This window comes from Collinsella sp. CLA-SR-H006, assembly GCF_040097075.1.
Classification (GTDB): Bacteria; Actinomycetota; Coriobacteriia; order Coriobacteriales; family Coriobacteriaceae; genus Collinsella.
The window spans coordinates 294,245-317,903 of the sequence record NZ_JBBNPD010000001.1; the positions used below are offsets into that span (position 1 = coordinate 294,245).

Here is a 23,659-nt window from a genome sequence, read left to right on the forward strand (position 1 = left end):
AGAGGCGCGAGATGATTCTGTACTTTAGCGCGACGGGAAACAGCGATCATGTGGCGCGTCGCATCGCGGCGGCGACAGACGACAAAGTTATGTCGATTGAGCGTTTTGATGCCGAGGCCTTTCACCTTGCTGTGACGGAAAGTCCCTGCCAGCTGGGGTTTGTCGCCCCGGTGTATGCCTGTGGCTTGCCGACGCCGATGATCGAGTTTTTAAAGACTGCCGACCAGTCGATTGCTGCCGGCGCAAAGGGCGGCGAGCGCCCGTATACGTTCTATGTCTCGACATATGGTTCGACGACCGGGCAATCGGGCAAGTTTGCCCGCGATCTGCTACACGAGCGTGGGCTCGAGTTAGATGCGGCGATGAGCGTCAAGATGCCCGATACCTGGACGCCTGTTTTCGACCTGTCTGACCCTCAAAAGGTTGAGGGTATCAATAGAGCTGCCGAGGCGCAGATTGATGCCGTGATCGAGGCGGTGCGGGCACGCCGCACGGGCAACATGATGCGCCATCGCGTGCCTCTGTTTGCATCGTGCGCGTATCACGCAATTGGGCTGCCGCGCATGCAACAGACGAGCAAGTTTGCCGTCGATGCCGATCGCTGCATCGGCTGCGGCCTGTGTGCCAAGCGCTGCCCCATGGCGGCGATTGAGATGCGCGACGGCCTTCCCGTCTGGACAAAGCCGGAGTGCGCAGCCTGCCTTCGTTGCCTGCACTGTTGTCCCAAATTTGCCATCTCGCACGGTAAGCGCACGGCATCCCACGGTCAGTACAGGCATCCCAAGCCAGGTGTGAGGATGTAGCGGCTGCTGGCCGCGCTACTTCCAAACTGCGAGCGCGGCGGTGCCCAGTACGATGAGGGCGAGACCGATGACGCTGCGTCGTGAGAGTTTTTCGTTGAATATCAGGCGCGCAAATAGTACTGATACGACAATCGATAGTTTGTCGATCTGCACCACGACGCTCACCTGGCCTGTGGCGATGGCGTAGTAATAGAGCAGCCACGATGCTCCGGTCGCGATGCCCGATGTTGCGAGAAATGTGAGTTCGCGCCGGTCAGCGTGCGCGACCTGATCCAGTTTTCCCTTGGCTGCCACGATCGCCCATGCCATAACCAGTACCACGCAGGTGCGGATTGCCGTGGCCAGGTTTGACTCGACGCCTTCGATGCCAACCTTGGCAAGGATGGACGTGAGCGCCGCGAACACGGCGGCGCCGAGGGCGTAAGCGAGCCAGGTCCGGTCTTGCTGCTGCTCGGGTCCGGCAGACTGCTTCTTCTCGATCATTAAAAACGTGCCGAGGGTGATGACAGCGGTTCCCACGAGCTTAACCGCAAGGTTGCTCGTCTCGCCAAAAAGTACGATGGCGATCAGTGCGGCGAGTACGGTGCTCATCTTGTCGACCGGTACGACCTTATTGACGTCTCCGATGCCCAACGCCTTAAAGTAACAGATCCACGAAGCGCCGGTAGCGAGTCCCGAGAGGACGAGAAAGAGCCAAGATCTGGGTTCGATGCTGCCGATGGTTCCAATGGATCCAGAAATGCCCGCCATTGCCCAGGCGAAAACGAGCACCACGCAGGTGCGAATGGCCGTCGCGACATCGGAGTCGGTCTGCTTGATGCCGCATTTGGCCAGGACAGATGTGATGCCGGCAAAGAAAGCCGACACAAATGCTGCTGCGACCCACGACACGGGTGAAATGCCTCCCCAAAGAACAACCGCGCCAGATTTACGGCGCTCGTCCGATGATACCGTCCCGCCATGAAGCTTTGATATCGCTGTGGTGAGACAGGGGCCATAGTTCGAGAGGGTATTTGGTTAAGGCTCGAATCGAAGGTGAATGGTTTTCCGCGAAGTGAACGAGTAAATCTGGACCCCTGGAACATGCACACTTTTTTCGAACAAAACTGCAGGATTCTTAGACAAAAACCGCAGGAATTGAGTCCTTAAAAATGTCGATGCTACAGGGCACTGTTTTTACTCGTTCACTTCTCGGAAAAGTATTCACCTTCGATATGCTGACGGTGTCTTTTTGGTTGCCAAGAACTAGACGGCCTGCTGTGAAGGGCGGTGGTGACGCTATGCCGCCTCGTTACATTGAAAAAATAAGCGGGGTACCACCTAAGCTTTTTTAGCCGTCGATTACAGATCGCGTGCTCGATAAACCTTGGTGCTGACAGCGCAGCTGATTACACATAGTGCGAGCGCCAGTATTGCAGTTCCTGCACACAGACAGCCAAGGACGGTGGGATCGGGATTCGCCCCGGCAATCGACATGAGCCAGTTGCTGATGGGGTTGGAGGAACTCAACGTGGCAATGGCAAGGCACCAGAGCAGGGCAAACAGGCCAACGGATAGGCGCAGCGCCTCCACGTGTCCAAAGCGAAAGAACAGCGGCTGTGCCAAAAACACCATCATGAGGGAGATGAGCATCGATGCGGCGGAGGCGATTGCGATCTCAAAGACGGTCTGTCCCGTCGACGAGATACCCGTGTGGTCCAAGAACGGAAGGGCGACAATGTTCAAAAGCACGGCGGCACAGGCCATCATTGCCGAGAAGGCAACGATGCACAGGTAGCGTGCGCAGATGATGTCTTTGCGCGAGAAGGGCAGCGTTGCCCGATAACGCTCCCATCCGTTTTGATTGTCGAAGCCGGCCAGCGAGCTCATGACCATGATGGGCGACATGGCGCTGACCGCGCAGGCGCCGGCGCTCATGCCGGAATCGCCATCCGACGCGTTGGCAAGGGTCAATACGACGAATATGAACAGGCCGACACCCGCGATGCTCGGGATGAGCGTGCGAACGATGGCGAGCTCGGACATAAAGGCGCGTTTCATTTTGAAGCCCCTTTCAGCATGAGGCGAAGATAGTCATCAATGGTTGCCCGATCGCAGGGAATCTCGGGAAAGGCCTCGAGCATTTCGCGACGGTTGGGCACGAGCACGTCCACGCTATAGGCGTGGTGGGCGGCACGGGCGCCTTCGACGCAAGCTATAAGCTCGGCGGCCTGCGCTTGGGTGCAGTGGGCGATGCCGGCTCGGTCGGTAATGTCCTCGCGCGGCAGGTCAAACACAATCGAGCCATTATCGATGCAGATGACGCGATCAGCGGTGCGATCGAGGTCGGACGTAATGTGGCTCGAGAGCAGCACGCTGTGCTGGCCGTCGGCGACAAAAGCAAGCAGCTCATCGAGCAGTTCCTCGCGCGCCATGGGATCGAGACCCGCGGTGGCTTCGTCCAAAAGGAGTAGCTTGGCATTATGGCTGAGTGCACAGGCAAGCTGCAGTTTCATGCCCATGCCGCGGGAGAGGTTCTTGACCTTTGTCTTGGGATCGAGGCCAAATCGGTCGATGAATCCGGCGAACGTTTTGCGGTCCCACGTGGGGTACGCCTGACCTACGAGTGCCTCGATCTGGCCACCTTGAGCGTTGAAGGGAAGGGGCATGTGTCCAGGACGAGACCGACGCGGGAGCGCAGGCAGCGCTGTGTCTCATCGGGCGCGTCGGCGCCACAGCGCTGCCCAAACAGGTGCACTTCGCCGGCATCGAGCTTTATAAGCCCGAGCGCGGCTCGAATCGTCGTTGTTTTGCCAGCACCGTTGGCACCAACAAAGCCGACGATCTGGCCAGGCTCCACGGCAAGCGTGACGTCGCGCAGCGAAAAGCGGTCGCTTACAGCGCGTGAGATGCCTTTGAGTTCAAGCAAGTTTTGCATGGTATAGCCTTTCTTGCAGATGGCTACTGCATGGTTTCGGGGGCCACCAGGTCGAGCATTTCGTGCAGTTTGTCGCGCGTGACGCCCAGGGTTTCGGCTTGGCTTGCCGCTTTCGCAAGTAGCTCTTCGATATGGCAGAGCTGGTTTTCGCGCAAGAGCTCCTGGTTGCCCTCGGCGACAAAACAGCCCTTGCCCTGCACGGTACAGATAAACCCGAGCTGCTCCAGATCGGCGTAGGCGCGCTTGGTGGTGATGACGCTCACGCCCAGGTCGCTCGCGAGTGCGCGGATGCTGGGGAGTTTGGCTCCCGCGGCGAGCGTGCCCGAAAGGATTTGAGCTTTGACCTGCGAGGATATCTGCTCGTAGATGGGCTTGTCGCTCGAATTGGATAGGATAATGTCCACAGCGGCTCCTTAGCTGTTGGGCTACACGTGTATATAACCGGTAAGCACAGTATATATACACTATGCACAGTTACGCAAGAGAAAAATTCGGATTAAGCCGGCTACCCAGACCCCAACTGATGAATTTGTCCTGATAGGTGCCCTATGGCGAGGTTTCACAGCTACAATAGGGCAGTTACATCGACGTAATGCATATAGAACGCAAGAAAGGATCCGCATGGCAAGCCTGTCGGATGAAATCTCGTCGCGCCGCACATTCGCGATCATCAGCCACCCGGACGCCGGTAAGACCACGCTTACCGAGAAGCTGCTGCTCTATACCGGCAGTATCCAGACCGCCGGCTCGGTCAAGGGCAAGAGCTCGGCCAAGCATGCCGTCTCGGACTGGATGGACATCGAGAAGGAGCGCGGTATTTCCGTCACCTCCTCGGTGCTGCAGTTCACCTATAACGGCGCCTGCGTCAACATCCTCGATACCCCCGGCCACCAGGACTTCTCGGAGGATACCTACCGTACGCTTATGGCCGCCGACGCCGCAGTCATGGTCATCGACGGCGCTAAGGGCGTCGAGGCCCAGACCAAAAAGCTCTTTAAGGTCTGCACGCTGCGTCACATTCCCATCTTTACCTTTGTGAACAAGCTCGACCACGAGGCTCGCGATCCGTTCGAGCTCATGGAAGAGATCGAGAATGTCCTGGGAATCAATACGTATCCTATGAATTGGCCGATCGGCAGCGGCCGCAATTTCCGTGGCGTGTTCGATCGTCAGACGCGTCGCGTTATCGCCTTTGAGGGCGACGGTCACGCCAACGCCACCAAGAAGGTCGCCGAGGTCGAGGCCGAGCTGGGCGACCCCTCCATGGACGAGCTTATTGGCGAAGAGAACCATAAGAACCTGATGGACGACATCGAGCTGCTCGATGGCGCCGGCGACGAGCTCGACTTGGATGCTGTGGCCTGCGGCAAGCTGAGCCCGGCGTTCTTTGGCTCGGCGCTTACCAACTTTGGCGTGGAGCCCTTCCTCAAGGAGTTCCTGCGTCTGGCCCCGACGCCGCGCGCCTATACCGATACGCTCACCAGCGAACCGGTCGATCCCTGCCGCGACGACTTTAGCGGCTTCGTGTTTAAGATCCAGGCCAACATGGACAAGAACCACCGCGACCGCATCGCCTTTGTGCGCATTTGCTCGGGCAAGTTCGAGCGCGGCATGGACGCCTTCCACGTGCAGGGCAACCGCAAGCTCAAGCTTGCCACGGGCACGTCGATGATGGCCGACGACCGCGCCATCGTGGACGAGGCGTACGCGGGCGATATCGTGGGCCTGTTCGATCCGGGTATCTTTAGCATCGGCGACACTGTGTGCTCCGGCAAGCGCCACGTGCAGTATCCGCAGATCCCGACGTTTGCCCCCGAGATGTTCGCTCGCATTACGCAGGTCGACACGCTCAAGCGCAAGCAGTTCGTCAAGGGCATGGAGGAGCTTGCCCAGGAGGGCGCCATCCAGATCTTCCGCGAGCTGGGTGCCGGCATGGAGAGCGTCATCGTGGGCGTGGTCGGCGTGCTGCAGTTTGAGGTGCTCGAGCGCCGTCTCAAGGCCGAGTACCGTGTTGAGGTTCGTCGCCAGCCACTGCCCTATACGGACATCCGCTGGATCCAGAATGACCCCGACACCATCGATATCCCAGGCCTTTCGCTCACGCGCGACACGCTGCGCGTCGAGGATATGCGCGGCGGTAAGCTGCTGCTGTTCACGAGCCCGTGGAACGTGGATTGGGCAACCGACCACAACCCCGACCTAATCCTGTCGGAGTTTGGCAACGTAGCCTTTTAACGCATCGGCGCGGTGATCCTGCGGGGCTGCCGCGCCATTTACTTGCCTGATGCCGTGTGAGCGGCTATCATACCCACCGTCGTCTCAAGACCGAGACGTCCGAGCAGTTCGGGTCCGATATCCTGCTCGTTAAACCTAAAACCAAAGGAGTACATAATGATCAAGAAGGTCATGGAGGACTACAAGGTCCTGTTGCGGAGCATTCCCGCGGCAACGGTTTCGCTGTTTTTCGTGAGCGTCATCATGATGAACCTGCTGGCCAACAAGGAGCTCATCAGCCTGCCGTATTTGGCGCTCGACTGTGGCTTTGTGGTGAGCTGGGTTTCGTTTTTGTGCCAGGACATGATCTGCAAGCGCTTTGGCGCCAAGGCATCCATCAAAATCTCTATCCTCGCGCTGCTGGTCAACCTGGCCGTGAGCCTGTGCTTTTGGGCATGTTCGCTCACGCCCGGCATGTGGGGCGCCTACTACGACACGGGCATGATTGAGGTCAACACCGCCCTTAACGCCACCATCGGCGGCACCTGGTACGTGGTGCTGGGCTCTTCGCTGGCAATGCTCGTTTCTGCCGTGGTTAACTCCACGCTCAACCAGTCGCTCGGCCGTATGCTCAAGAAGAATAACTTTGCGAGCTTTGCCTTCCGTTCCTATGTGTCCACGGGTGTTGGCCAGTTTATCGACAACCTGGTCTTTGCCATCGTGGTGAGCCACACGTTCTTTGGTTGGACCTGGGTGCAGGTCCTCATGTGCTCGCTGACCGGCGCTGTTGCTGAGCTGCTGTGCGAGGTCTTCCTGAGCCCCGTGGGCTACAAGGTCGTGCGCGGCTGGGAGCGCGAGAATGTGGGTTCCGAGTACCTCGAGCGCCACGCAACCGCCTAAGGAGCAAGTATGCGGGTTTTGATCACGGGCGCTTCGGGCGGTATCGGAGCCGCGTGCGTGCAGCGCTTTTTGGATGAGGGCCACGAGGTCGTGGGCTTTGACCTGCTGTCGCCGGCGATCGAACACGAGCGCTACCGCCATCTGATCGTTGATGTCCGCGAGCCGGACTCGTTTCCAAGCGACCTTGAGCCTCAGGTTATCGTGAACGTTGCCGGTACGCAGGATTCGGCCGACGACATCGCCGCCAACCTGTATGGCACCATCAGCGTGACCGAGCGCTACGCCTTTGTGGGGGAGGGGCTCGCCGCCAAGCCTGCGCCGGCTATCAAATCCGTGGTCAATGTGGGGTCGGCGAGCGGACATACGGGATCGGAGTTTCCCGCCTATGCTGCCAGCAAGGGCGGCGTTATCGCCTACACCAAGAACCTTGCAAACCGCCTGGCACCGCAGGCCATCGCCAACAGTGTGGACCCGGGCGGCGTTATCACGCCGCTCAACCGTTGCGTGATGGAAGACGAACACCTGTGGAGCCAGATTATGGAGCTCACGCCGCTTAAGCGCTGGGCCACTGCCCAAGAGATCGCCGAGTGGATCTACTTTGTGGGCGTGACCAACCGGTTTATGACCGGGCAGAGCCTGCTTATCGATGGCGGCGAGGCCGGCCGCACCCAGTTTGTCTGGCCCGAGTAGAAAACGCGCCCGATGGCAAGATCGTCGTCGGGCGCGTTTTTGATGTATCGATTTTTAGCCGAGGCAAGTCCAGTTGACGGGGGTCGAGCCGTGCTGTTCGAGTAGCCGATTGGCGGCAGAGAAGGGGCGCGACCCCATAAAAGCGGGGAGTTCTGCCGTGGCACGGTTGGCCGAAAGCGGCGAGGGGTGCGTAGAGGCCAGGCAGAACTTGCCGGTTGCCTTGCCCGCGCCGGTAGCGGCGAGCTTGCCTTCGACCATCTGCTGGGCAAAGCGGCCCCATGCCAAAAAGACTACCGGTTGGGGCAGCTGGCAGCAGCGTTCGATAACATAGTCGGTGAGCGTGCTCCAGCCCAGTTTGGCGTGCGAGTTGGCGGCATGCTCGCGCACGGTGAGCGTGGTGTTGAGGAGCAGGACGCCCTGCTGTGCCCATGGGGTTAGGTCTCCCGTGGCGGGAATGGGGCAACCCAGATCGGCTTTGAGTTCCTTATAGATGTTGCGCAGGCTCGGCGGCAACTTGGTTTGCGTTGCGGGGACCGAGAACGACAGTCCCATGGCCTGGTTGGGTTCGTGATAGGGGTCTTGACCCAAGATGACAACTTTGACCTGGTCGGCCGGGGTGAAGGCGAGGGCATTGAGGATGTCGTCTTGTGCCGGGTAGATAGTCTGCTCGGCACGCAAAAGGGCGATGCGCTCGAGCAGCTGGTTCGTAGTGTCACGTACCGGCTGCGGCGCATTGCCCAACCAAGTTGCTATGTTGAGGTCGCGGGTTGCGGTGTCCATGGGGCTCCTTTATGGCAGATGCTCTGTTGGCATCTATTGTAAAGGCGCCCGGAGACCTTTATGCCACGGCTGTATGAAGAGTGGGGTCTACGAGACGTGCTCGGGCGCTCCTGCCATGCGAGCCTGTCCATGTGCGCGAAGGTGCGGAAGTTCGACGGTTGCCACCATGACGCCGGTGAGGATGAGGGCGGCGCCAAAGAAGGCGATGGGGCTGAGGACCTCGCCGACCAGGAAGAACGAGAAGACGGCGGAGCATACCGGCTCGAGCGAGAAGGCGAAGCCGGTGGTCTCGGCAGGCACGTGGGGCTGCACGAGCGTTTGGGTGATAAAGCCATAGGCAGAGCAGATGAGTGCGAGCGCGACGACAACGACAATCTCGCTAGGCGTGCCGGGAAGCGTGAAACCGCCAAAGGTGAATGCGGCGATACCCGAGAATAAGCCGCCGAAGCCCAGCTGCCAAACGCCCAGAGCAAGCGGATCGACTTCCTCGACAAAGCGCTTGGCCACGATAATGTGGCTGGCATAGATAAAAGCCGAGAGCAGCATGATGATTGCGCCGGGATTCAGGCTGGTAAAGTCGGCGCCCGAGAGCAGCAGCATGCCGCAGGTGACGATGGCGGTGCCGACGAGCACCTTGCGCTCGGGGGCGCGACGCAGCAGGGCTGCGTTGGCAAACGGCACGATTACGACTGTCAGGCTCTGCAAAAAGCCGGCGGTGGAGGCGGAGGTGAGGCTGGAGCCCAGGCACATGCACGTGAGCTCGGTTGCCATGATGGCACCGATGATGGCGGCGCGAACCATAAGGTCGCGGTTGATGCGAAACGCGTGCTTGTGGAAGAGCAGCAGACAGGCCGCAAAGGCGATGATGCAGCGCAGCGCAACGATGCTCGTGGCGTTCATGCTGTCCATGCCGATCTTCATGAGGGGATACGAAAAGCCCCATGCGACGGGAACGGAAAATGAGAGCGCGATTGCTTTTTTGCGATCCATGGGACTCCTTTTGTTACAGAACGGTTTCGCACAAAGGATTCTGCTCTCAGATGTGGATGTAGTAAAGCGAATGTATCTTCAGTATGATTAAGAAATGCTAAAGTAGGCGCGAAAAGCGCTGACAAAACGTTTTACGGCTGCATTGATGTGGAGGCACGATGGCATCGCGGTATCAGATTGTTTGTATGGTGGTCGATCGCGGCAGCCTTAAAGGCGCAGCGGACGAGCTGGGCTATACGCAAAGTGCGGTGAGCCAGGCCGTCAAGGCGCTCGAGCGCGAGCTAGGTACCACGCTTATCGAGCGCGGCAAGCAGGGCGTCTCGCTTACGCGCGACGGCAAACAATATCTGCCGTACCTGCGCCAGATCATGACTGCCGAGGCCGAGCTCGAGGGCAAGCGCCAGGAGCTGCTAGGGCTTTCGTCGACCGATATTCGCATTGCGACGTTTACCAACGTGAGTCGTACCGTGCTGCCGCGCGTGATCCGCGATTTTGGGGCCCTGCACCCGGGGGTGCACTTTACCCTCAAGCAGGGAGATTACACACGCAACGCTCAATGGGTGCACGATGGCGTGGTTGATTTTTGCTTTACGGCACGCGGGTTTACCGCGGGGCTCGAGAAGCGTGTGGTCTATCACGACGAGTTGGTGGCACTGTTGCCGGCTGCGCATCCGCTGACAGCAAAGGAAAAGGTGACGCTCGCCGATCTGGCGTCCGAGCCGTTTGTGTTGCTGGATGAGGGCGAACAGAGCCTGGTGCTCGATGCATTCGCGGCGCATGGGCTGTCGCCGCACGTGACGAGCGAGGTGACCGACGACTATACCATCATGGCGATGGTGGAGGAGGGCCTAGGCGTGAGCATGCTCTACCGCCGTACTGTGGAGGGCATGCGGGCCGATATTCGCGTACGTCCCATCGTGCATGCCCCCTCGCGCGACGTGGTGGCCGCCTGGCGCAGCTGGGACACCATGCCCATCGCCACGAGGCGCTTTATCGACTATATGAGCTCGCATGTTGTCAATTAATGGCTGGTGTGGCGTTGAGTGCGGTGTTTAGCGGGCTGTCGCTTTGGCTTGGGTGGCGCGATAGGTGCGTGCCGGGTGGCAGAGTAGCACCGCCACGACCATAAAGAACGCCGTGGTGCCCAGGCTGATGGGGTAAACCATCATGATGTTCGCAAAGGTGCGGAAGTGCGGGAACACGCAGAACACCCAGTAGAAGCGAATGCCGCAGACGCAAATCATGGTGATGAGGGCGGGCATGAGCGAGATGCCAAAGCCGCGCAGGTAGCCGGACATGTTTTCGTAGAACATGCTAAAGGCGTACGCCGGGAAGATCGAACATACGCGGATATAGCCGATCGAGACGATGTTGGGGTCGCTGTTAAAGAGCGACAAAATCTCGCGCCCCAGGCCGACAATAACGATGATCGTGGTGAGTGCAACGATACCGCCTTCGACCAGGCAGACCTTGAGCGTCTTGGTGCAGCGGTCGATCTGGCGAGCACCGTGATTTTGTCCCACAAAGGTGGTGCACGCCTGGCTAAAGCTGTTGAGCAGGTTGTAGCACACGTACTCCAGGCTCATGGCGGCGCTCGATGCTGCCATGACCTCGGTGCCCAGGCTGTTGATGGCGGACTGGATGATGATGTTGGCGACGGCAAAGACAGCGCTTTGGATGCCGGCGGGCAGGCCGATCTTGATGATGCGCTTGAGGGCGACGGGGTCGATAGCCAAGTCGCGTGGGGTGACGCGGACGACGGAGTCGGTCTTGAGCAGACGGATAAAGAGCGTGGCGGCGCTGACGGTGTAGGCGATAGCGGTGGCGATGGCGACGCCCGCGACGCCCCAGTGGAGTACGGGGACAAAGATGAGGTCCAGGCCAATGTTGAGGACGGTGGACACGGCAAGCGCCTGCAGCGGCATACGGGTGATGCCGACGGAGCGGAAGATCGCGGCCTCAAAGTTGTAGAGCAAGATTGAGGGCATGCTGAGCAAAAAGACGCGCAGGTAGAGCGAAGCGAGCGGCATGGTCTCGGCAGGCACGTTGAGTGCAGCGAGCATAGGCTCGGCAAAGATCTCGCCCAGAGCGATGACGACAAAGCCCACGAGCGCCATTAAAATCGAGGTATGGACGGCGCGTTTGACCATGTTCTGATCGTTGCGGCCGATAGCGTTGGCAATGACCACGTTGGAGCCAAGCGACATGCCAATAAACAGATTGAGCATAAGACTGGTAAGCGGAACATTGGAGCCGACCGCCGCCATGGCGAGGGTTCCCTGGTCGCCCGAGAAGTTACCGATAATGACCGTGGCGATGAGGTTCGACAGCTGCTCCAAGATGCTCGTGGCGGCCACGGGGAAGGCGAACAGGGGAATATTGCGCCACAGCGAGCCGGTGGTCATGTCAATGTGCTTAGATACGGTGTCAGCCATGCGCTCTCAATCTCTAACATGCTATTTCGTGCTTATTTGCGCAGACGATGATACTCCTAATGCAACCAGTCGGCACTTAGGGACGTTCCTTTTCTGTCGGCAGCTGGGGACACTCCTTATCTCTTCTAACTAGTCATCCAAGAACGTCCCCAATGACTAGGCGGGGAAGGCGTGCGACAATGGTGGGCGTTGTGTTGTTCGCGCTAAGGAGTTGCCATGTTGTTGTGTCCCGTTTGCCATGAGCCGTTGGTGGACGATGAGCGCGGTGCTGTATGCGCGGGTGGGCACCGGTTTGACCGTGCGCGCGAGGGCTATCTATATCTGCTGCGCTCGTCCAAGAGCGGCGACTCCATGGGTGATCCCAAGTCACAGGCGCGCAGCCGTCGCGACTTTCTGAACCGCGGTTACTATGCGCCGTTGCGCGATGCGATGGTCGAGCTGGTGCGCAAGCAGACGTCTGGGCGCGCCGCGTCTACGAATGGCCCCATGACGCTGCTCGATATTTGCTGTGGCGAGGGCTACTACACCAGCGCCATGGGCGCGGTGCCGGGCGTGAACGCTTACGGGTTCGATTTGGGCAAAGAAATGGTGCGCCTGGCCGCCAAGCGCGGCGATGCGACCTACTTCGTGGCCAACATGAAGGATATCCCCGTGGCCGATGGCACCTTCGATATGGTGACCGAACTCTTTGCTCCCTTTAACGAGCGCGAGTTTGCCCGCGTGCTGGCGCCCGAGGGCTCGCTCTACACCGTCGTGCCGGGCGCCCGTCATCTCTTTGGGCTTAAGGAGGTGCTCTACGACACGCCGTACCTTAACGATGAGAAGCTGCCGAAGACCACCGAGCTCGAGTTAGTCGGAACGCAGCGGGTGTCTGCGAACATTACGCTCCAGACCCAGGCAGACATCGAGGCGGTGTTCCAGATGACGCCGTACTACTACCGCACGCGCCCTGCCGATAAAGAGCGCCTGGCAAACCTGGACACGCTCCAGACCGATATCGACTTCATCATCGCCGAGTACCGCCGCAGCTAACAACCTGCCAAAAAGGGACAGGTTTATTTTGGCAGGTTTTATCTGGGCAAACGTAAAGGGCCGACCGCGGAGATGCGCGATCGGCCCTTTTTAGTTGCTTGGCTGCAACAGAGGTTATGAGAAGCGGGCGCTTACAGGCGGTCCTTGTTCTCGGCCTTAACGGCGTGTGCCTGCTGAACAAAGAACAGGTCGTACACCACGATGACAAAGGCGCCAAAGTTGATGGCGTCGCCGCCAAACGCGGGAAGCGTGAGCACCGCTTGGGCAAGCGTGGCGACCGCGGCAACAATACCGAGCTTAAACGCGCCGTCCACCTGCGAAGGCTTGTTGGCGCCCTTGATACCGGCGACGCCTGCGGCAAGGTCGACGAGACCCTTGGCGATAAGCACGACCGCTGCGAGCGTGGCGTACGAACCGTACGTGGAATCGAGACCGCCCGTGGCGATACCGACGCCGGCGGTGACGAGGCTGGCGATGCCCAAAACAAAGTAGATGAGAGCAAGGATTTTGAGAGTCTTGCGAGTGAAGCTCATGGCTGGTCCTTTCGATACGAGTACGCCAACTTGGCGCACCCAATGTACTGCACATATGGTGAAGCACATTGTAGTTCAACGCAGCGATGCATGCGCCTGAAAGCGCTTTGAGCCCGCGCGGCCCAACCCAACCTTTCAAAAAGGAAAGCTGGACGTAAGCCAAATCGATGGCAGCTCATGTGCGGCGCTGAGATGATGAGGCCGTAACAAGGAGTTGGTCTCAAGGAGGAGCCATGATGTACGGAGCAGGGCAAGTGCGTGAGCCGCGGTCGTTGGGAAGGCGCATGGGTGATTCTGTGATCGCTGCCGTGTGCACGGGATTGATGGCGGTGCTTTGCATTGGGATGCTGTGGGCCATGTCGCATGTGGGACAATAGCGGACGGTTGGGTGCCGACATAAACGGCGCTCACGTATTCGTTTTGCTTGTTAAGGAGTACCCATGGACGTCGTCGATCCCTTTTCTATTGCTCGGGCCGCGGGGCTTGAGCTGACCGGGACGTCCGAGGGCCTCACGCTCACCGACGGCACGATGGAACTGCGTGCCGATTTTACTCGCATGCTTCCGCGGCTCAAGCAGGGCCGTCTGCAGCAAGAGCTGCTGGTAAAGGCTGCGCGCGCAAAAGGCATCGAGAGCCCATGGGCGATTGACGCCACGGCAGGCTTTGGCGAGGATTCGCTGCTGCTGGCGGCCGCGGGTTTTACCGTCGATCTGTATGAGCAGGATTGCGTGATCGCGGCGCTCCTCAAGGATGCCCTGGATCGCGCGGCAGATGATCCGGCGCTTGCGACAGCCGTGGCCCGCATGCGCTTACATGCGGGCGAGGACAGCATTGCCAGCCTTCGCCATACAGCTGAGCTGATCGGGCAGGGCGAGCTCACCGCTCCCGACGTGGTATATCTGGACCCCATGTTTCCCGGGCGCACCAAGAGCGCGGCGGTGAAAAAGAAGTTCCAACTCTTGCATCATCTGGAACAGCCGTGCGCCGATGAGGAGACGCTGGTCGAAGCTGCGCTTGCGGTGCACCCGCGCAAGGTCGTTATCAAGCGGCCGGTGAGGGGGCCACTGCTTGCTGGCGTTAAGCCGAGCTATCAGCTTGCGGGCAAGGCCGTTCGTTACGATGTTTTGGTGCCGCCGCGCCCGTAGCCCGTGCGCAATGGCCGGCATTGCGCCAATGGGGAGCCTATTTCCAAGGGTGCGACGTCAGGTGCCAGCCGCCGCAGTATTCGCATTTGTAGCAGGCTAAGCCGCGCCGCCCGCGGTTTTCGCAGTCGGCCATAACGGCCTCGGCCTCGGCGCGCGTGTCGTAACGGTTTTTGCGTTCGCACGACTTGTAGCGCCAGGCTTCATCGCGCTCGGCGTTCAGGGCATCGCGGCGCTCGTCTTCGCGCGCAAACAGGTCGCTCATATCGCCGCCGGTGGCAGCGCCCAAAAACTCGCTTTTGGCCTTTGACCAGGCGGCTCGCTTTTTGCTCCCCATCTGCATCGCGCCCCTCTCCAAACGTTGGTATGATTGCTCAATCAAAGTGATACCAATAAACGTGAGGCCGCCGCGTGATGATCAGAAAAACCCTCGATACCGACATTCCCGCTGTCATGGCTATCTATGACGCCGCCCGCGCCTTTATGCGCGCGCATGGCAACGCCACGCAGTGGCCCGAGGGCACGCCTTCTGCCGAGCAACTGGCTGCCGATATTGCCGCTGGTGGCAGCTATGTGTGCGAAGTCGACGGTCGCGTGGTGGCGACGTTTGCCTTTTTACCGGGCCCGGACGAGTGCTATGACGTAATAGAGGACGGGCAATGGCGCAGCGACACTCCGTACGCCGTGCTGCACCGTGTGGCGTCCGACGGCACCGCGCACGGTATCGCGGCCGCGATGTTTGCCTTTGCCAAGGAGCGTGCCGATCACCTGCGTATCGACACGCATCAGGACAACCTGCCCATGCAGGGTGCGAGTATTAAGGCGGGGTTCGAGCGTGCCGGCGTCGTGTATGTGTCAGACGGCACGCCGCGTGTTGCGTTTGACTGGCTGCGCGAGGCATAAAGGCCGAGTCACATACCAGCGTTTCACCGAAATGAAAATGGCCCCGAGCGGGGCCATTTTTGGTAAAACGCGTTGTTGTGAGGCTCGCGTTGTTACTGCCCCAGATGAACCCGGGCAGACAAAAAGGGGAGGTGCCGGCTTTCGCAAGGCGCGAACCTACGAAAATCGCCGCGCGGCAACGCGGGGCGATGAGCTCGGTCGGGGGATAGGGCCCGCTTCGCCCGCCGGCCCGTAAATTGTATCATCCAGTGTGGAGCGTGAACGCCCGTTGCCGCGTGCGATGGGCTTGCAATAAGAGGAGAGCCATGTCGAAGCAAGCGGTCGTTGGAATTGTGGCGCACGTCGATGCCGGCAAGACCACGTTGGCCGAGGTCATGCTGTTCAACGCGGGTCGCATTCGCAAGCGCGGCCGCGTGGACGATGGCGATTCGCATCTGGACACGAACGCGATCGAGCGCGAGCGTGGCATCACGATTTTTTCGTCGCAGGCCGTGCTCGACCACGGTGATACCCACGTCATGCTCGTGGATGCGCCCGGCCACGTCGATTTTTCGGCCGAGGCGGAGCGCACGCTGCGCGCGCTCGACTACGCGATTTTGGTTGTGGGTGCCAACGATGGCGTGCAGGGGCACACCGAAACCCTGTGGCGCCTGCTTGCGCGCTATGACATCCCGACGTTCATCTTTATCAACAAAATCGATTTGGAGAATCCCGGCCGCGATGTTTTGCTGGCACAGCTTGGGCAACGTCTTTCCGAGGGCTGCCTGAATGCCAACGAACTGTTGACGGGCGGTGCCGTTCAGGAAGACGCTGCTGCGTTGGACGAGGCGGCGCTCGAGGAGTTTCTTGAAGCGGGTGAGCTTTCCGTCGCAACGCTGTCACGCATGGTTGTCGAGCGCAAGCTCTTTCCCTGCTTTGCCGGCTCGGCGCTCAAGGACCAAGGCGTGGACGAGCTACTGGATGGCATATGCGCGCTGATGCGCGAACAGGCGTGGCTCCCGGAGTTTGCCGCGCGCGTCTACCGCGTGAGCCGTGGGGATCGCGGTGAGCGCTTGGCTTGGGTTAAAGTGACCGGCGGCACGCTGCATGCCAAGCAGATGATTGATGGACGTTCCGGTGCCGAGGCATGGGAGCAAAAGGTCGATCAGGTACGCATCTATAACGGCGAGAAATACGAGCTTGCCCAGGAAGTTGCCGCTGGCGGCATCTGCGCCGTGACGGGTCTTGCGCACGTTCGCCCAGGGGACGCCCTGGGCGCGGAGCCCGCGGGCGATGCGCCCGTCATTGCGCCGGTCCTCACCTATACGGTGCTGCCGAACGAGCACGATGTCCATACGGTGTTCAAGGCACTGACTGAGTTGGCGGACGAGGATCCCATGCTCGGCGTAAGCTGGAATACGCATCTTGGGCAGATTCATTTGCAGTTGATGGGCGCCGTGCAACTCGAAGTCGTGCAGCGGGTGTTGGCTGATCGTTTTGGCCTTGCGGTCGAGTTTGAGCCCGGCGGCATCCTCTATAAGGAGACTATTTCGCAGCCGGTCGAGGGCGTGGGCCACTTTGAGCCACTGCGCCACTATGCCGAGGTGCATCTGCGTCTGGAGCCGTTGCCGGCGGGTTCGGGCGTGCAGTTTGGCACCGTGACCTCGACCGACGAGCTCGATCTTAACTGGCAGCGTCTGGCACTCACCAACGCCATGGAGCGCGATCACCTGGGCGTGCTGACCGGCTCGCCCATCACCGATGTGCGCATTACGCTCACGGGCGGCCGTGCGCATGCCAAACATACCGAGGGCGGCGATTTTCGCCAGGCCACGTACCGCGCGATTCGTCAGGGGCTCATGCAGGCGCGTGAGGCTGGCGCGGCGGTGCTGTTGGAGCCGTGGTACCACTTTGAGCTCGAGGTGCCGGGGGAGTGCGTGGGCCGGGCGCTCTCGGATGCCACGCGCATGGGCGCTGAGTACGAGCCGCCGGCGATGGCGGGAGACCGGGCGAAGCTTGTGGGTCGCGTGCCGGCATCCGAGGTGCAGGATTACGCGCTGGAGGTGGCCGCCTACACGAGCGGTCGCGGGCATCTGTACCTAGAGTTCGCCGGCTATGCGGCTTGCCATGATGCCGAGCGCGTCATCGAGGCGGCCGCCTACGAGCCCGAGGCCGATCTGCCCAACACGCCTGACTCGGTCTTTTGCTCTCACGGCGCTGGCTACACCGTCAAGTGGTACGACGTACCCGCCGCGGCGCACGTAAAGATCGATCCCGCCACCTTTCGCCCCTGGCGAGCAGCAGACGCCGAGTTTTTCGGCCACATGTGACAAAGGGATAGCTCCTTTGTCACTTGCTATTGGTATAACTCGGTATAAGTTGGTATAACTATTATCAGGGTTTGCCAATCCGAGGAGGCCGACATGAATCCAAATCCCTTTAAGCCAACGGCAGGCAAGCGGCCTCCGATACTCATCGGTCGAGAGTCGGTCATCGAAGATTTTGAGGAAGGGCTCGATAACGGCGCCGGAGCGCCGGGCAGGCTCATGCTCATTACGGGAAACCGTGGCTGCGGCAAAACGGTTCTCCTGCGGGAGCTGCAACGTCTAGCCAATGAGCGCGGATGGGCGGTTGTCTCCGATTCCGCTTCGCTTGGCTTATGCGACCGCTTGGTCGATGCGCTTCGCTCGAATAAACCCATTGTGACGTCAATGGAGTTCGGTCCGTCGTTTGGACGGATGTCGGTCGAGGCGGCGCGAGCAAAGGGCGAGACGTTGCGAGGGCTGGTCAACGAGCGCCTCAAGAAGCTCGGTCCAGGCAAGGGCATACTGTTTGCGATTGACGAGGCTCAATCGGCGTCTATCGAGGAGCTGGCGGCTCTTGCCGTTCTCTATCAGCAAGTGCTCGGAGACCAGGATAATACGGGATTGCCCGATAGCGACCAGCGCGGTCTTGCGCTGGTGTTCGCCGGCTTGCCCAGTATGGTTGACGACCTGCTCGAAGAGCCGAGCGTGACGTTTTTGCGCCGCGCCCAGCAGCGTACGCTGGGGGCGATTTCTTTGCCCAAAGTGCGCGATTCATATATCCAGACGGTCAAAGGCGCTGGTCTTTGCGTTGATGCGGAGACGGCGGACCTTGCGGCACACAAGAGCATGGGACATCCCTATATGGTTCAGCTCGTGGGATATTACATGTGGCGCTCTGCTGTCCGGCGTGACTCGCGGGTCATTGAAGCGTGCGATGTCGAGGCTGGCTACGCCGATGCCGTCTCCGAGTTCTACGAAGCGGTTGACGCGCCTCTATATTACGGGCTGCGCAGTCCACAGCGCCTCTTTATCGAGGCCATGGCTGCTGACGAGGGTAAGCCGACGCGCATGGCGGATATCATTGAGCGTTGCGATCGCACCCAGAGTTGGGCGAGTAAATATCGCGCAAGCCTGATTCGCGAGCGCGTCATCGAGGCCGCCGGATACGGTCTCGTCCGGTTTACCGTGCCCATGCTGGGCGTGTACATTCGCGATTGCGTTTTATGGCATGAGTAGGGTGATAAAGGTGACGGAACAGAAGATGAGCCCGCAGGCTATCGAGGTGCGTGGCGCGCGTGTCCATAACCTCAAGGACATCGATATCGATATTCCGCTGGGAAGGCTCGTGGGTATTGCCGGCGTGTCGGGTTCGGGCAAGAGCTCGCTGGCGCTGGGGGTCCTTTATGCCGAGGGCTCGCGTCGCTACTTGGAGGCGCTCAGCACCTATACTCGACGTCGTCTGACGCAAGCCGAGCATGCTCAGGTGGATGAGGTGCTGCACGTGCCGGCGGCGCTCGCATTGCATCAGCGCCCCAGCGTGCCGGGCGTGCGTTCCACCTTTGGCACCATGACCGAGCTCAACAACAGCCTGCGCCTGCTCTTTAGCCGCTGCGCCCATCACGTGTGCCCGCACTGCGGGGCGCGCGTGGAGCCGAGCCTTAACGTTGCCGCAGGCCTGTCGCTCACGTGCCCTGCGTGCGGCCGCGAATTCTACGCGCCGAGCGCTGAGGACCTTGCGTTTAACAGCGGCGGCGCATGTCCCACCTGCGGCGGCACCGGTGTCATGCGCGAGGTGGACGAGGCGAGCCTGGTGCCCGACGAGTCAAAGACTATCAACGAAGGCGCGGTCCTTCCCTGGGGCACGCTCATGTGGGATCTGATGAAGCAGGTGGCCGGCGAGATGGGCGTACGCACCGACGTGCCGTTTAACCAGCTCACGCCTCAAGAGCGCGACATCGTGTTTCATGGTCCGGCGGTTAAGAAGCACATTCTCTACGTTCCCAAAAACGGTGAGGGCGCCACGCCGCTCGACTTCACCTATTACAACGCCGTCTATACCGTCGAGAATGCGCTCGCCAAGGTTAAGGACGACAAGGGCCTCAAACGCGTTGCGCGCTTTTTGCGCGAGGGAGCATGCCGCGATTGCGGCGGCACGCGTCTCTCCGAGGTTGCGCGCCAGCCCCAGGTGCGCGGTATCAATCTGGCACAGGCAGCGGCCATGACGCTTGGTGATGCGATTGAGTGGGTGCGCGGGGTGCCCGCATCCTTGCCGACCGAGATGCAGCCCATGGCGACGGATATCTGCGACTCGTTTTTGGGTGCGGCCCGTCGCCTGGTCGATTTGGGTCTCGATTATCTTTCGCTCGATCGCGCCGGTGCCACGCTCTCCACGGGCGAACGCCAGCGCGTGCAACTCGCCCGCGTGGTGCGCAACCGATCGACGGGCGTGCTCTATGTGCTGGACGAGCCCTCGATTGGCTTGCATCCTGCCAATGTCGACGGCCTGGTAGGCGTGATGCGCGATCTGGTAGGCGACGGCAACACCGTGGTTGTTGTCGACCACGATACGCGCGTACTGGCGGAAGCCGACTATCTGGTCGAGATGGGCCCCGTTGCCGGAGCAGGCGGCGGCAGTGTAATCGCCGCTGGTACGGTAGACGAGGTCGAGCAATCGCAGGGCAGCCGCATCGCACCGTTTTTGCGCGCAGACCCCAAGCGCTTGCGTCCACAGGTGGCTGACGACGAAATGTTCGACCAGGGCCACATCCGCATGGCAACCGATACCATCCATACCGTCAAGCCGCTCGAAGTCGATATTCCGCGCGGCCGCTTGGTCGCGGTTACGGGCGTTTCGGGTTCGGGCAAGACGACGTTGGTGCTCGAGACGCTCATTCCGGCACTCAAGGCGCAGGCAGCTGGCGAGCGCCTGCCAAGCCATGTGCGCTGGGTCGACGCCGAGAGCATCGCACGCGCCAACCTGATTGACGCCACGCCCATCGGTGCCAACGTGCGCTCGACGGTAGCGACCTATGCCGACATCCATGATGAGCTGCGCCGCGCCTTCGCCCGTACGCCCGAGGCCAAGGCGGCCGGCTACAAGGCGGGTGCCTTTAGCTACAACACTGGTGCCTTGCGCTGCCCTACGTGCGATGGCACGGGCTCGATATCGCTCGACGTGCAGTTTTTGCCCGATGTCGAGATCGTCTGCCCGGCATGTCGCGGTTCGCGTTATGCGGACGCGGCTTCGCGTATCCATCGCGAGGGCAAGGACGGGAGTCTGCTTACGTTGCCGCAGCTCATGGATATGAGTGTGGACGAGGCCCTCGACGCCACGGTGGGACTCAAGAAGGTTCAGACGCGCTTGCAGACCTTGCACGACCTGGGCTTGGGCTATCTCACGCTCGGTGAGCCCACGCCGGCGCTCTCGGGCGGCGAGGCTCAGCGTCTTAAGCTTGCGAGCGAGATGGGCCGTGTGCAGGATGACGCCGTATTCGTGTTCGACGAACCCACGATTGGCCTGCATCCGCTCGATGTTCAGGTGCTGTTGAGCGTGTTCGACGGCCTTGTTGCCAAGGGCGCCACGGTTATCGTGATCGAACACGATCTCGACCTTATCCGTAACGCCGATTACGTAATCGACATGGGCCCAGGCGGTGGCGACGCCGGCGGGCAAATCGTCTGCGCCGGCACGCCGAGCGACATCGCGGCCTGCCCCGCAAGCATCACCGGCCGCTATTTGTAAGTGAAAGTGACAAAGGGACAGTTCCTTTGTCACATTCCCGGAAAGCCTGTTTGGCGTAGGGCCTCGTAGAGGACGATGGCGGCGCTGTTGGAAAGGTTGAGGGCGCTGATGCGGTAGTCGTCGGGATTGACGAAGTTGCCGCAGATATCCTGCCGAAGGATGGCCTCGTGGCTGTCCTCGGTATGCCCCAGCGATTCCTCGTGAGCTTCCCATGCCTCGGCGTTATCGAGCGAGTCGCAATCGCGCAGCATCGGGATGCGCTCGCAACGCTCGGGCGCCGCGGCAAGCAGTGGCTCGGGAATGCCCGAGCTCTCGCTGCCAAAGATCAAGTAGTCGTCATCGCGGTAGGTACTCTGCGCATAGGTGCGGCGTGCCTTTTTGGTCAGCAGATGCAGGCGTTCGTCGGCAGGGGAGAGACCATTGCGTGCAAGGAAATCCTCCCAGCCGGCATAGGTGGTCACGTCTAAGTTTTGCCAGTAGCCCAGGCCGGCGCGACGTACTGTCTTGTCGTCGAGCGAAAAGCCCAGTGGCTCCACCAGATGTAGACGGGCGCCGGTAACCACGCAGGTGCGGCCGATATTGCCCGTATTGGCCGGAATCTCGGGCGCATACAGCACAATGTTGAACATGAATCTCCTTGGCTCAGAACGAAAAACCACCACGAAGGGTACCTTCGTGGTGGTTTGGCGGTTACGTAAGCGGAAAAATACCCGCTTGGATAAACCTAGGCGCGGTGCCAGTCGGTCAGGCAGGCATCGAGGGAGGCGATGAGCGCATCCTTGTCCATGTGACGGCCGATGATGCACAGGCTCGTCATACGGTCGCCCGTCTCGTCGTCCCAAATCTGCATGATCTCGGGGTTCTCGTCGATGATCTTCTGTTTCTCGCCCTCGGGCGCCGAGTCGACAAACAGGCCGTTCTCCATCAGGCGCATCTGGTGGCCGGCCTGCTCAAACATGTAGCACATGTCCGGGTCGCCGGTCTGCCACAGCGGACCCTTGACGCGGATGACCTCGTCGGGCCACTCCTGCTCAACAAAATCGGTGAACTTCTTCAGGTCAAACGGCTTACGGCGCGAGTAAACAAAGGTCTCGATGTCGTACTCGAGCACCTCGGGGTCATCGTGCTCCTCGGGATGCTCCATGGCCTCAATCCAGGCGGCGGAGTTGTAGGCGCGCATAAAATCGAAGCGGTCGGTGTCGAGCAGCTCCCCCATAGGAACCTCTCCGTTTTGAGCCTCGACGATTACGGCGTCCTTCTGCAGGCTGCGCACGATAGCCTTGAGCTCGGCGATCTGCTCAGGCGTCACGGTATCGGTCTTGTTGAGAATCAGCGTGGAGCAGAATTCAATCTGCTGGATGAGCAGGCTCTCGATGTCGTCCTCGTCGATATCCTCTGCCAGCAGGTCGCGACCGCCGTTGAACTCGTCGTACATGCGGGCACAATCGACCACGGCCACGATGTTGTCGAGTGCGAGCTTGGGCTCGCCGCCCACCTTGGCCTCGTCGCAGAAGCTCGAGATGGTGTAGGCGATGGGGATGGGCTCGCAAATACCCGATGCCTCGATGATGATGTAATCGAAGTCGCCCGAATCGGCGATGCCCTGCAGCTGGTTGGCCAGGTCATCCGAAAGCGTGCAGCAGATGCAGCCGTTAGTGAGCGGGATGAGGTCGTCGGTCTCGGAAAGGCCGCCGTCGGCGATGAGGCTGGCGTCCACATTGATCTCGCCGATATCGTTGACGATCACGGCGGCGCGGATACCGCCATCGTTAGCGAGGATGTGGTTGAGCAGCGTGGTCTTGCCGGCACCGAGGTATCCGGTAAGCATGATGATTTTCACGGGTTTGTTGGGCATGTGCCCTCCTTTGTTAGACATGGCTTACAGCTGAATCTTATGCCAAACGCCTGCTCTTATACCCACGCGCCGGCAAATAACACAAGCTACTCCCAGGCTCCCCATACATCGGGGCAATAACCGACGGTGGCCTTTTTGCCGTTGCGCACGATGGGCTCGGCTAGAACCTGCTGGTTCTCGAGCAGCTTGTCGAAGCGCTGGCTAGGGGTGAGGTGCTGGATGAGTGCGAGCGTCTCCTCGTCCTTGGCTTTGGGGTTGAGCAACTTGTCGATACCGCCGACCGCCTGCATCACGCTCGTGAGCTCGCCTTTGCTCATCTCCTTTTCCTTAAGGTCAATAAACTGTACCTTAATGCGGCGCTCCTTAAAATAGCGCTGGGCCTTCTTGGTATCGAAGGACTTCTTGGTGCCGAAGATTTGAATATTCATGTTCCGCCGT

24 protein-coding genes are annotated in these 23,659 nt (G+C 60.2%); 11 read left to right on the top strand and 13 right to left on the bottom strand.

The window, feature by feature from the left end:
* The first annotated feature begins 11 nt into the window (after nt 1-11).
* Nucleotides 12-803, top strand: coding sequence for an EFR1 family ferrodoxin (locus AAA069_RS01365; protein WP_349127356.1), 792 nt, complete (start codon nt 12-14; stop codon nt 801-803).
* Nucleotides 804-818: 15 nt separating this feature from the next.
* Here the strand turns inward: AAA069_RS01365 and AAA069_RS01370 are convergent, their stop codons facing one another.
* From AAA069_RS01370 to AAA069_RS01390, 5 genes are all read right to left on the bottom strand, one after another.
* Nucleotides 819-1,694: an EamA family transporter gene (locus tag AAA069_RS01370; protein WP_349127357.1), complete on the bottom strand. Its 876-nt coding sequence runs from the start codon at nt 1,692-1,694 to the stop codon at nt 819-821.
* Between the two features lie 450 nt (nt 1,695-2,144).
* Entirely contained in the window at nt 2,145-2,843 is a 699-nt protein-coding gene (locus tag AAA069_RS01375; RefSeq protein ID WP_349127358.1) for an ABC-2 transporter permease, read from the bottom strand.
* Complete coding sequence (locus AAA069_RS01380; protein WP_349127359.1) at nt 2,840-3,451, bottom strand: ATP-binding cassette domain-containing protein; 612 nt, start codon at nt 3,449-3,451, stop codon at nt 2,840-2,842. The genes AAA069_RS01375 and AAA069_RS01380 overlap by 4 nt, the downstream gene beginning before the upstream one ends.
* On the bottom strand, nt 3,403-3,720 hold the full coding sequence (locus AAA069_RS01385; protein ID WP_349127360.1) for an ATP-binding cassette domain-containing protein: 318 nt from the start codon (nt 3,718-3,720) through the stop codon (nt 3,403-3,405). The genes AAA069_RS01380 and AAA069_RS01385 overlap by 49 nt, the downstream gene beginning before the upstream one ends.
* 23 nt (nt 3,721-3,743) lie before the next feature.
* Nucleotides 3,744-4,124 carry a GntR family transcriptional regulator gene (locus AAA069_RS01390; RefSeq protein ID WP_117717016.1) on the bottom strand — a complete coding sequence of 127 codons (381 nt, stop codon included), beginning with the start codon at nt 4,122-4,124 and terminating at the stop codon, nt 3,744-3,746.
* A 217-nt stretch (nt 4,125-4,341) separates the two neighbouring features.
* Between AAA069_RS01390 and AAA069_RS01395 the strand changes: the two genes are divergently transcribed.
* The 3 genes from AAA069_RS01395 to AAA069_RS01405 all read left to right on the top strand — a co-directional run bounded on the left by AAA069_RS01395 (nt 4,342) and on the right by AAA069_RS01405 (nt 7,524).
* The gene (locus tag AAA069_RS01395) at nt 4,342-5,955 is read left to right on the top strand and encodes a peptide chain release factor 3 (protein WP_055286676.1); all 1,614 of its coding nucleotides are present in this window, start codon (nt 4,342-4,344) and stop codon (nt 5,953-5,955) included.
* Nucleotides 5,956-6,111: 156 nt separating this feature from the next.
* On the top strand, nt 6,112-6,834 hold the full coding sequence (locus AAA069_RS01400; protein ID WP_022093974.1) for a VUT family protein: 723 nt from the start codon (nt 6,112-6,114) through the stop codon (nt 6,832-6,834).
* A gap of 9 nt (nt 6,835-6,843) precedes the next feature.
* Complete coding sequence (locus AAA069_RS01405; protein WP_349127361.1) at nt 6,844-7,524, top strand: SDR family oxidoreductase; 681 nt, start codon at nt 6,844-6,846, stop codon at nt 7,522-7,524.
* 54 nt (nt 7,525-7,578) lie between these two features.
* On the opposite strand, the gene AAA069_RS01410 is transcribed toward AAA069_RS01405, so the two are convergent.
* Nucleotides 7,579-8,304 (bottom strand): uracil-DNA glycosylase, encoded by a 726-nt coding sequence (locus AAA069_RS01410; RefSeq protein ID WP_349127362.1) that lies wholly within the window; start codon nt 8,302-8,304, stop codon nt 7,579-7,581.
* Between the two features lie 87 nt (nt 8,305-8,391).
* On the bottom strand, nt 8,392-9,294 hold the full coding sequence (locus tag AAA069_RS01415; RefSeq protein ID WP_349127363.1) for a DMT family transporter: 903 nt from the start codon (nt 9,292-9,294) through the stop codon (nt 8,392-8,394).
* Nucleotides 9,295-9,452: 158 nt separating this feature from the next.
* Here AAA069_RS01415 and AAA069_RS01420 point away from each other — a divergent pair, with 158 nt between their 5' ends.
* Nucleotides 9,453-10,319, top strand: coding sequence for a LysR family transcriptional regulator (locus tag AAA069_RS01420; protein WP_349127364.1), 867 nt, complete (start codon nt 9,453-9,455; stop codon nt 10,317-10,319).
* A gap of 27 nt (nt 10,320-10,346) precedes the next feature.
* Here AAA069_RS01420 and AAA069_RS01425 read toward each other — a convergent pair whose 3' ends face one another.
* Nucleotides 10,347-11,729 (bottom strand): MATE family efflux transporter, encoded by a 1,383-nt coding sequence (locus AAA069_RS01425; RefSeq protein WP_349127365.1) that lies wholly within the window; start codon nt 11,727-11,729, stop codon nt 10,347-10,349.
* 216 nt (nt 11,730-11,945) lie between these two features.
* Between AAA069_RS01425 and AAA069_RS01430 the strand changes: the two genes are divergently transcribed.
* Nucleotides 11,946-12,761 (top strand): putative RNA methyltransferase, encoded by an 816-nt coding sequence (locus tag AAA069_RS01430; RefSeq protein ID WP_349127366.1) that lies wholly within the window; start codon nt 11,946-11,948, stop codon nt 12,759-12,761.
* Nucleotides 12,762-12,892: 131 nt separating this feature from the next.
* On the opposite strand, the gene AAA069_RS01435 is transcribed toward AAA069_RS01430, so the two are convergent.
* Nucleotides 12,893-13,294 (bottom strand): hypothetical protein, encoded by a 402-nt coding sequence (locus AAA069_RS01435; protein WP_055286664.1) that lies wholly within the window; start codon nt 13,292-13,294, stop codon nt 12,893-12,895.
* Nucleotides 13,295-13,734: 440 nt separating this feature from the next.
* Between AAA069_RS01435 and AAA069_RS01440 the strand changes: the two genes are divergently transcribed.
* Nucleotides 13,735-14,439: a class I SAM-dependent methyltransferase gene (locus AAA069_RS01440; RefSeq protein WP_349127367.1), complete on the top strand. Its 705-nt coding sequence runs from the start codon at nt 13,735-13,737 to the stop codon at nt 14,437-14,439.
* A 37-nt stretch (nt 14,440-14,476) separates the two neighbouring features.
* On the opposite strand, the gene AAA069_RS01445 is transcribed toward AAA069_RS01440, so the two are convergent.
* The gene (locus tag AAA069_RS01445) at nt 14,477-14,773 is read right to left on the bottom strand and encodes a hypothetical protein (RefSeq protein ID WP_006234539.1); all 297 of its coding nucleotides are present in this window, start codon (nt 14,771-14,773) and stop codon (nt 14,477-14,479) included.
* Nucleotides 14,774-14,850: 77 nt separating this feature from the next.
* Between AAA069_RS01445 and AAA069_RS01450 the strand changes: the two genes are divergently transcribed.
* The 4 genes from AAA069_RS01450 (at nt 14,851) to AAA069_RS01465 (ending at nt 21,366) form a co-directional block, all read left to right on the top strand.
* Nucleotides 14,851-15,339: an N-acetyltransferase gene (locus AAA069_RS01450; protein WP_349127368.1), complete on the top strand. Its 489-nt coding sequence runs from the start codon at nt 14,851-14,853 to the stop codon at nt 15,337-15,339.
* Between the two features lie 305 nt (nt 15,340-15,644).
* Nucleotides 15,645-17,648: a translation factor GTPase family protein gene (locus tag AAA069_RS01455; RefSeq protein WP_349127369.1), complete on the top strand. Its 2,004-nt coding sequence runs from the start codon at nt 15,645-15,647 to the stop codon at nt 17,646-17,648.
* Nucleotides 17,649-17,741: 93 nt separating this feature from the next.
* On the top strand, nt 17,742-18,860 hold the full coding sequence (locus AAA069_RS01460; RefSeq protein WP_349127370.1) for an ATP-binding protein: 1,119 nt from the start codon (nt 17,742-17,744) through the stop codon (nt 18,858-18,860).
* A 10-nt stretch (nt 18,861-18,870) separates the two neighbouring features.
* Entirely contained in the window at nt 18,871-21,366 is a 2,496-nt protein-coding gene (locus tag AAA069_RS01465; protein WP_349127371.1) for an excinuclease ABC subunit UvrA, read from the top strand.
* 29 nt (nt 21,367-21,395) lie between these two features.
* Here AAA069_RS01465 and AAA069_RS01470 read toward each other — a convergent pair whose 3' ends face one another.
* From AAA069_RS01470 to AAA069_RS01480, 3 genes are all read right to left on the bottom strand, one after another.
* Complete coding sequence (locus tag AAA069_RS01470) at nt 21,396-21,995, bottom strand: tRNA (cytidine(34)-2'-O)-methyltransferase (RefSeq protein ID WP_349127372.1); 600 nt, start codon at nt 21,993-21,995, stop codon at nt 21,396-21,398.
* A 95-nt stretch (nt 21,996-22,090) separates the two neighbouring features.
* On the bottom strand, nt 22,091-23,221 hold the full coding sequence (locus AAA069_RS01475) for a GTP-binding protein (protein ID WP_349127373.1): 1,131 nt from the start codon (nt 23,219-23,221) through the stop codon (nt 22,091-22,093).
* 86 nt (nt 23,222-23,307) lie between these two features.
* Nucleotides 23,308-23,649, bottom strand: coding sequence for an ArsC/Spx/MgsR family protein (locus tag AAA069_RS01480; RefSeq protein ID WP_022093957.1), 342 nt, complete (start codon nt 23,647-23,649; stop codon nt 23,308-23,310).
* Between the last annotated feature and the right edge of the window lie 10 nt (nt 23,650-23,659).